We start from the raw sequence: 6,304 nt of genomic DNA, 5'->3' as shown, positions 1-6,304 counted from the left end.
GTTCTGCCCGGTGCTGCTGGTCGTGACGCCGACGCCGAACGGCGTCTCGGCCTTGTTCGAATAGCCGCTGACCGTGGCGTCGACGACGCCGAACAACGTGACGGAGGACTGGGCGGAAGCGCCGCCGGCGGCGAGGACGGTCAGGGCGACCAGGGTTCTTTTCATTGCAGTCTCTTTGGTTCTTGAAAAAATGCGGTAGCGAAAAAAGTCGTGGACCCTCGAGCCAAGTCCTCGAACGGGACCTACATGGCGGTCTTGCCCCCGTTGACGGCGAGGATCTGGCCCGAGATGTACCTGGCGCGATCGGAGGCCAGGAACACGATGGCGTCGGCGACCTCTTCCGGCGTGCCGATGCGACCGGCCGGGATCGCCGCGGCGACCGCCGCGATCTTCTCGGCCCCGCCCGCGATGCGTTCGAGCATCCCGGTGTCGATCGGGCCGGGGGCCACCGCGTTCACCCGCACGTTCGACCGCCCGGCCTCCAGGGCGGCCGACTTGGTCAGGCCCTCGATCGCGTGCTTGCTGGCCGCGTACATCGGGTTCTGCGGATTGCCGCGGCTTCCCATCGTCGAGGAGAGGTTGACGACGGCACCCTGCCGCTGCCGGAGCATCACGCGCAACTGGTGCTTCATGCCGAGAAAGGTCCCCAGCACATTGGCGTCGAAGGTCGCCGAATAGGATTCGACGGTCTGGTCCACGATCGAGCCGGGCGTTCCTTCCGTTCCCGCACTGTTCACGGCAACGTCGAGCCGTCCGAAGCGCGCGACGGTGCGCTCGACCAGCGCGCTGACTTGCGCCTCGTTGCCGACGTCGGCGGCCACGAACTCGGCCTCCACGCCCAGTTCACGGAGTTCGGCCACCAGCGCGGCGCCGGCCGTGGCATTGCGGCCGGAGCACACCAGCCGAGCGCCTTCGCGAGCGAATGCGAGCGCGGTCGCGCGGCCGATCCCGGCCGTGGCGCCGGTGATCAAGACGACAGGTTCAGTCATCACAAGTTCCTTGTTCGGTGGTCGGGCGCAGGCAACGGATCAGAAGGCGACCGCATGCCTGCCTTTCAGCTGCAGCATCTCGCGCGTGTCGGCCGGCGTCGCGATCTCCAGGTTCAGCGATCGCAGGGTCGCGACGATGCGCTGCACCTGCTGGGCGTTGCTCGTCGCCAGCCGGCCCGGCCCGTCCCAGAGCGAGTCCTCGAGTCCGACCCGGACGTTGCCGCCCATCGAGGCGGCCATGGCGGCGAGCGGGAACTGGCTGCGGCCGGCGCCGAGCACCGACCAGTAGTAGTCCTTGCCGAACAGGCGCTCCGCCGTCCTTCGCATGTGCATCACGTCGTCCGGGTGCGAGCCGATCCCGCCGAGCAGCCCGAAGACCGTCTGGATGAAAAAGGGCGGCTTCAGGATGCCGCGGTCGATGAAATGCGCCGCGGTGTAGAGATGGCTGGTGTCATAGCACTCGATCTCGAAGCGCGTGCCGTTGTCGGCGCAGGATTCGAGGATGTAGCGGATCTCCTTGAAGGTGTTGCGGAACACGCGGTCTTCCGAGCCTTCCAGGTAGGGGCGCTCCCAGTCGTGCTTGAATTCCTTGTAGCGGCCCAGCATCGGGTACAGGCCGAAATTCATCGAGCCCATGTTCAGCGACGCCACTTCCGGCTTGAGCTGCAATGCAGGCTGTAGCCGCTCTTCCACCAGCATGTTCGGCGCGCCGCCGGTGGTGAGATTGACAACCACATCCGAGCGCTCGGCGATGACCGGCAGAAAGGCGCGGAACAGCGCCGGGTCCTGCGACGGCTGGCCGGTCTCGGGATGGCGCGCATGCAGATGGACGATAGCCGCGCCGGCTTCCGCGGCCGCGATCGCCTCCCGGGCGATCTCGTCGGCGGTGATCGGCAGGTACGGCGACATGGTCGGCGTGTGAATCGCGCCGGTGACCGCGCAGGTCACGATCACCTTGCTCTGGGGTGCTGCCATCTCAGATGTCTCCGTTCGGTGTCTTGATCACGTTGGAACATGAATCAGGCGCTCGGCATCGCCTGAATTCGCGAGGGCAGTATCTGGCGCCGTGGGCGTCTTCACTTGTCTTTCGGGGACGGAAACTTGCTGCTTGGGGACACCACCGCGACGGCAGCAGTCACGGCCACCTGGCGCTCAGGGCACGAGGACGGTGGAGCCGATGGTCTTGCGTCCTTCGAGCGCGCGGTGCGCCTCGGCCGCGTCGGCCAGAGCGAAGCTCTGCTTCGGCTCACTGACGATGCGCCCGGCGAGCACATGGTCGAACAGCTCCCGCGCCATGTCGAGCATGTGGGCGCGCGGCGCGATGTAGTCGCGCATCGCCGGCCGCGTGATCCAGATGGACTTCGACCCCAGCACCTTGACATTGAGGATCACCGGGCCCGACGAGGTGCCGTTGCTCACCAGCGTTCCGCGCGTCTGAAGACAGGCGAGCGAAGCCTCCAGCGTGTCCTTGCCGACCGAGTCATAGACCACCGGAACGCCCTTCCCTTCGGTGATCTCGTGCACCCGTTGGGCGATGTCTTCGCGCGAGGTCACGATGGTGTGGGCGCAGCCGTTGGCCTTCGCCGCGGCGGCCTTCTCGTCCGTGCTGACGGTACCGATCATGGTGACGCCCATGGCACGCGCCCACTGGCAGGCGATCAGGCCCACGCCACCGGCGGCCGCGTGGTAGAGGATCGTCTCGCCGCCCTGGAGCGGATGGACCTGGCGAAACAGATACTGCGCGGTCATGCCCTTCATGATGAGCGAGGAGGCGCTGCGATCCGAGATGCCGTCGGGCAGCGGGATCAGCACGTCCGCAGGCATCACGCGGGCCTGCGAATAGGCGCCCGGCGGTCCGACCAGGTAGCCCACGCGGTCGCCCACGCGGATGTCGGTCACGCCGGCCCCGACAGCCTCGACCACGCCCACCGCATCGGTGCCCAGGCCATTGGGCAGGTCCAGCGGATAGAAGCCGGTGCGGAAGTAGATGTCGGCGAAGTTGACGGCGATGAAACTGTGGCGCACGCGAGCCTGGCCGGGTCCGGGTTCGCCGACTTCGACGTCCTCGAATTTCAGGACGTCGGCGCCCCCGGTTTCGTGAAAGCGAATGGCCTTGGTCATGCTGCGTCTCCTTGTGAATGCATGTGAGGACGCGATTCTTGCGGGACGCTCACCAGACGGGAAGCGGGTCGCCAGCTATGCCCCAAATAGACAAGTTGACGTCCCCATTAAGCAAGTACCAATCGTCGGTGCGCCAGATACTGACGGGATTGATACCCTTCCCGTGCGACACGGGGACGAATCGGAGACACAGATGAAACTGAAGCAATTGGCACGCCCTGCCCTGGTGTTGATCGGATGCTCGCTGGCACTCAGCGCCTGGGCGCTTGGCGACAAACCCTTGAAGGTCATCGTTCCGGCACCGGCGGGCGGAACGACGGACATCGCCGCCCGTGTGGTCGGACAACAGATTTCCGTCGACATCGGCCGGCCGGTGATCGTCGAGAACCGCCCCGGCGCCAGCGGGTCGATCGGCCTCCATGCCATGTTGCAGGCGGCGCCCGACGGCGACACGATCCTGGTCGGGCCGAACAACTTGCTGGTGGAATCGCCGCAGGTGATGAAGCTGCCTTACGACCCGCTGAAGGACGTCGTCAGCATCGCCAGAGTGGCCAAGACGAGCTATGCGCTCGTGACGGGTGCGAGCTACCCGGCCAAGGACTTCCAGGGTCTTCTGGCCCAGCTGAAGACGCGCAAGGGCAAGTCCAGCTTCGCCAACTATGGCAACGGCACCACCTCGCACTACTCGGGACTGATCTTCAGCGACCAGGCCGACCTCGGGATGCAGAACGTGGGCTACCCCGGCTCGCCGCCCGCGCTGCAGGACGTGATCGGCGGCCAGGTCGACATCATGTTCGATGGCATGGCGACATCCTTGCCGCTGATCAAGGGCGGCAAGCTGCGCCTCTATGCCGTTTCCGGCAAGAGCCGATCGCGGTATTTCCCCGAGGTGCCGACCATGACCGAGCTCGGCTATCCGGAGATCCAGTTCCAGGGACAGATCCGTTTCTATGGCTCCAGCAAGCTGCCGCCCGACGTGCTGGCGAAGCTGCAGGCGATCATCAAGAAGGCGGCGGATGCGCCGGCGGTGCAACAGAAGCTGTTCGACGTGGGCCTGGAGCCCGATGTGAGCGTCGACACGCCGGCGATGCTCGCCGAGGACAAGTCGCTGTTCCAACGCAACGCGGCCATCGTCAAGAAGTTCAACATCCAGTTGAACTGAATCGCCCCGGGATTCGGGCAGACCGGCCTTCTGGCAGCACAGAACTGCAGCCCGACTGACTTTGACCCACATTGGCAAATCTCAGTCCCCGATAAGCAAGAACCAAACGCCCGTGCGCCAGATACTTTCATCACGTCGGCACATCAGTCCGACACGAGATGAATTGGAGACAAAGATGAAACTGCAGCAATTGGCGCGGCCCGCCATGGTGTTGATCGGATGGTCAATGGCGCTCAGCGCCTGGGCGATTGGCGACAAGCCCTTGAAGGTGATCGTTCCGGCACCGCCGGGTGGCACCATCGACGTCGCCGCTCGCGTGGTCGGGCAGCAGATTTCCGCCGACATCGGCCGCCCCGTGATCGTCGAGAACCGCGCCGGCGCGACCGGCTCGATCGGACTCAGCGCCATGCTGCACGCGGCGCCCGACGGCGACACGATCGCCATGGGCGCGATCAACCTGATGGTGGAAGCACCGCTGGTGATGAAGGTGCCGTACGACCCGCTGAAGGACATCGTGCCGATCGCAAGGGTGGCCCAGACCAGCCGCGTGCTGGTGAGCGCCGCCACCAATCCGGCCAAGGACTTCCAGGGTCTTGTCGCACAGCTGAAGACGCGCAAGGGCCAGACCAGCTTCGCCAGTTTCGGTACCGGCACGTCGTCGCACTACGCGGGACTGATCCTGAGCGAACAGGCTGGACTGGGCATGCAGCACGTGGGCTACCCCGGGGCGCCGCCCGCGCTGCAGGACTTGCTGGGCGGCCAGGTCGACATCATGTTCGACAGCCTCCTGACTTCGCTGCCCTTGATCAAGGGCGGCAAGCTGCGCGCCTATGCCATTGCCGGGAAAAGCCGGTCCAGGTATTTCCCCGACGTGCCGACCATGACCGAGCTCGGCTATCCGGAGATCCAGTTCCCGGGAGAGGTCAGCTTCTACGGGTCCAGCAAGCTGCCCGCCGACGTGCTGGCGAAGCTTCAGGCGGCCATCAAGAAGGCGGCGGAAGCCCCTGCCGTGCAGCAGAAGCTGATCGACCTGGGCCTGGAGCCCGACGTGAACGTCGACACGCCCGCGATGCTGGCTGAGAGCAAGGCGCTGTTCCAGCGCAACGCCGCGATCGTCAAGAGATTCAACATCCAGCCGAACTGAACGGCAACACGCAACCCTACGGAGACGAGACATGAAGATCAGCCGAATCACGCCCGCCATCGGCGCCAGAGTCACGGATGTCCACCTCGGCGAAGCATCGCGCAACCCCGAACTCTTCGCCGAGATCAAGTCCGCACTGCTGAAGCACAAGGTGCTTTTCTTCCGCGGCCAGGAGATCACTCGCGCCGATCACGAGGCCTTTGCGCGCTGCTTCGGCGAACTGGAAGACCACCCCGTGCTCAACAGCGATCCCGAGCACCCGGGCCTGGCGCTCATCTATCGCAGCGAAAGCAGGCACAGCTACGAGAACGCGTATCACTCGGACGGCCTGTGGCGCCCGAATCCTTCGATGGGCGCCGTGCTGCGCTGCATCGAATGCCCCGAGATCGGCGGCGACACCATCTGGGTCAACATGGTCCAGGCGTATGAAGAGCTGCCGGAGGACATCCAGCAGAAGATCCTGAAACTGCGGGCCCGGTCCAGCATCGAGCAATCGTTCGGCGCGGTGATGACCGACGAAGCCCGCAGGAAGCTGAACCAGGACAACCCACCGGCAGAGCATCCGGTGGTGCGCACGCATCCGGAAACCGGCGAGAAGATCTTGTACGTCGGCAGCTTCACCACGCACTTCGTCAACCACAACACGCCGGAGAACATTCGCCACGGCATCGACAAGACGCCCGGCGCATCGCTGCTGCTGAACTACCTGCTCAGCCGCGCCACCATTCCGGAGTACCAGGTGCGCTGGTCCTGGCAGCCTGGGGACATCGCTGTCTGGGACAACCGCAGCACCCAGCACTACGCCGTGAACGACTACTGGCCGGCACCGCGAAAGATGGAGCGCGCCGGCATCGTGGGCGACGTTCCGTACTGAGCTTCCAAAGCCTT

At 65.2% G+C, this 6,304-nt stretch carries 7 protein-coding genes; 3 read left to right on the top strand and 4 right to left on the bottom strand.

The window, feature by feature from the left end; genetic code table 11:
• The 4 genes from AC1DF3_RS19945 to AC1DF3_RS19930 all read right to left on the bottom strand — a co-directional run.
• Nucleotides 1-165: porin (locus AC1DF3_RS19945; RefSeq protein WP_478140604.1), on the bottom strand; the 165-nt coding region annotated here is incomplete at its 3' end.
• A gap of 77 nt (nt 166-242) precedes the next feature.
• Nucleotides 243-989, bottom strand: coding sequence for an SDR family NAD(P)-dependent oxidoreductase (locus tag AC1DF3_RS19940; protein ID WP_286530733.1), 747 nt, complete (start codon nt 987-989; stop codon nt 243-245).
• A 39-nt stretch (nt 990-1,028) separates the two neighbouring features.
• Nucleotides 1,029-1,964 (bottom strand): 3,5-dioxohexanoate:acetyl-CoA acetone transferase, encoded by a 936-nt coding sequence (kce, locus tag AC1DF3_RS19935; protein WP_478140598.1) that lies wholly within the window; start codon nt 1,962-1,964, stop codon nt 1,029-1,031.
• A 177-nt stretch (nt 1,965-2,141) separates the two neighbouring features.
• Nucleotides 2,142-3,110: a quinone oxidoreductase family protein gene (locus AC1DF3_RS19930; RefSeq protein ID WP_478140597.1), complete on the bottom strand. Its 969-nt coding sequence runs from the start codon at nt 3,108-3,110 to the stop codon at nt 2,142-2,144.
• A gap of 193 nt (nt 3,111-3,303) precedes the next feature.
• Between AC1DF3_RS19930 and AC1DF3_RS19925 the strand changes: the two genes are divergently transcribed.
• The 3 genes from AC1DF3_RS19925 to AC1DF3_RS19915 all read left to right on the top strand — a co-directional run bounded on the left by AC1DF3_RS19925 (nt 3,304) and on the right by AC1DF3_RS19915 (nt 6,290).
• On the top strand, nt 3,304-4,272 hold the full coding sequence (locus tag AC1DF3_RS19925) for a Bug family tripartite tricarboxylate transporter substrate binding protein (RefSeq protein WP_478140596.1): 969 nt from the start codon (nt 3,304-3,306) through the stop codon (nt 4,270-4,272).
• A gap of 175 nt (nt 4,273-4,447) precedes the next feature.
• A complete protein-coding gene (locus tag AC1DF3_RS19920; RefSeq protein ID WP_478140595.1) occupies nt 4,448-5,416 on the top strand; it encodes a Bug family tripartite tricarboxylate transporter substrate binding protein in 969 nt (322 codons plus the stop codon).
• 31 nt (nt 5,417-5,447) lie between these two features.
• On the top strand, nt 5,448-6,290 hold the full coding sequence (locus tag AC1DF3_RS19915) for a TauD/TfdA dioxygenase family protein (protein WP_286530739.1): 843 nt from the start codon (nt 5,448-5,450) through the stop codon (nt 6,288-6,290).
• Nucleotides 6,291-6,304 lie beyond the last annotated feature (14 nt).

This window comes from Variovorax sp. 10N432 (assembly GCF_056394465.1).
The sequence above is the reverse complement of the archived record's forward strand: the minus strand, read 5'-3'. Positions and strand labels throughout refer to the sequence as shown.